General features: G+C 64.0%; 1 protein-coding gene. It reads right to left on the reverse strand.

What is annotated here, in order from left to right; genetic code table 11:
• Nucleotides 1–669 (reverse strand): type VI secretion system Vgr family protein (locus tag BVK86_RS28965; protein ID WP_208609350.1); only part of this gene is annotated, 669 nt, incomplete at both ends.

The raw sequence follows: 669 nt of genomic DNA on the forward strand, positions 1-669 counted from the left end.
TGCCCGCCTCAGACGCTACCGCGACCACCGGTTCCCCCGGACTGTTGCTGGTCGGTGCAGGCCATTGACTCAACGACTGGCGCAACACTTCGATGCCCTGGGCATCGACATGCCGGCTGCCTCGGGCTGCGGCAGTCTGGCCGAGGGACTGGAACAGCTCGCCACACTCACTCAACAACTTGAGCAGCTCTTCGCGGTCCAGTTGTGATCCTTGCGCACCCTGGCGAGCATAGGTGGTCAACAACATCCCTTGGGCCGCCCGCAGGGCAATCGCCGCATCGCTGCGCAGTTCGGCGCCATGACCGCGTTCCTGGGCTCGCCCATCGGTTCGAGGTGTGGTGAGTTTGCCCAGGTTCAGCGCCGTGGCCTGATGGGTCGTGGCCAGCCGAGCGCGCAGCGCGCAGCGCGTATCGTCGAAGAGCAGCTCGTTGAAGCCTTTGCCTTGATGCTCCTGGGTCTGGATCCCCGACAATGTTCGATTGCCCGGCAAACCCGTCGCGTTGCTGAAGTGCGGGGGAAAGTGATCGGCGTTGTAGAGCACCGAAGTGACAAGGGGCCGGTCGATGTCACCACCGAGGAACGTCACCAGTACTTCCTGGCCGATGCGCGGCAAAAACTGATGGCCGAAGCCGGCGCCAGCACTGGGCATGGCGACCCTTAACCAGGTCG

It is taken from the genome of Pseudomonas reinekei (assembly GCF_001945365.1).
In the GTDB taxonomy this organism is placed as follows: Bacteria; Pseudomonadota; Gammaproteobacteria; order Pseudomonadales; family Pseudomonadaceae; genus Aquipseudomonas; species Aquipseudomonas reinekei.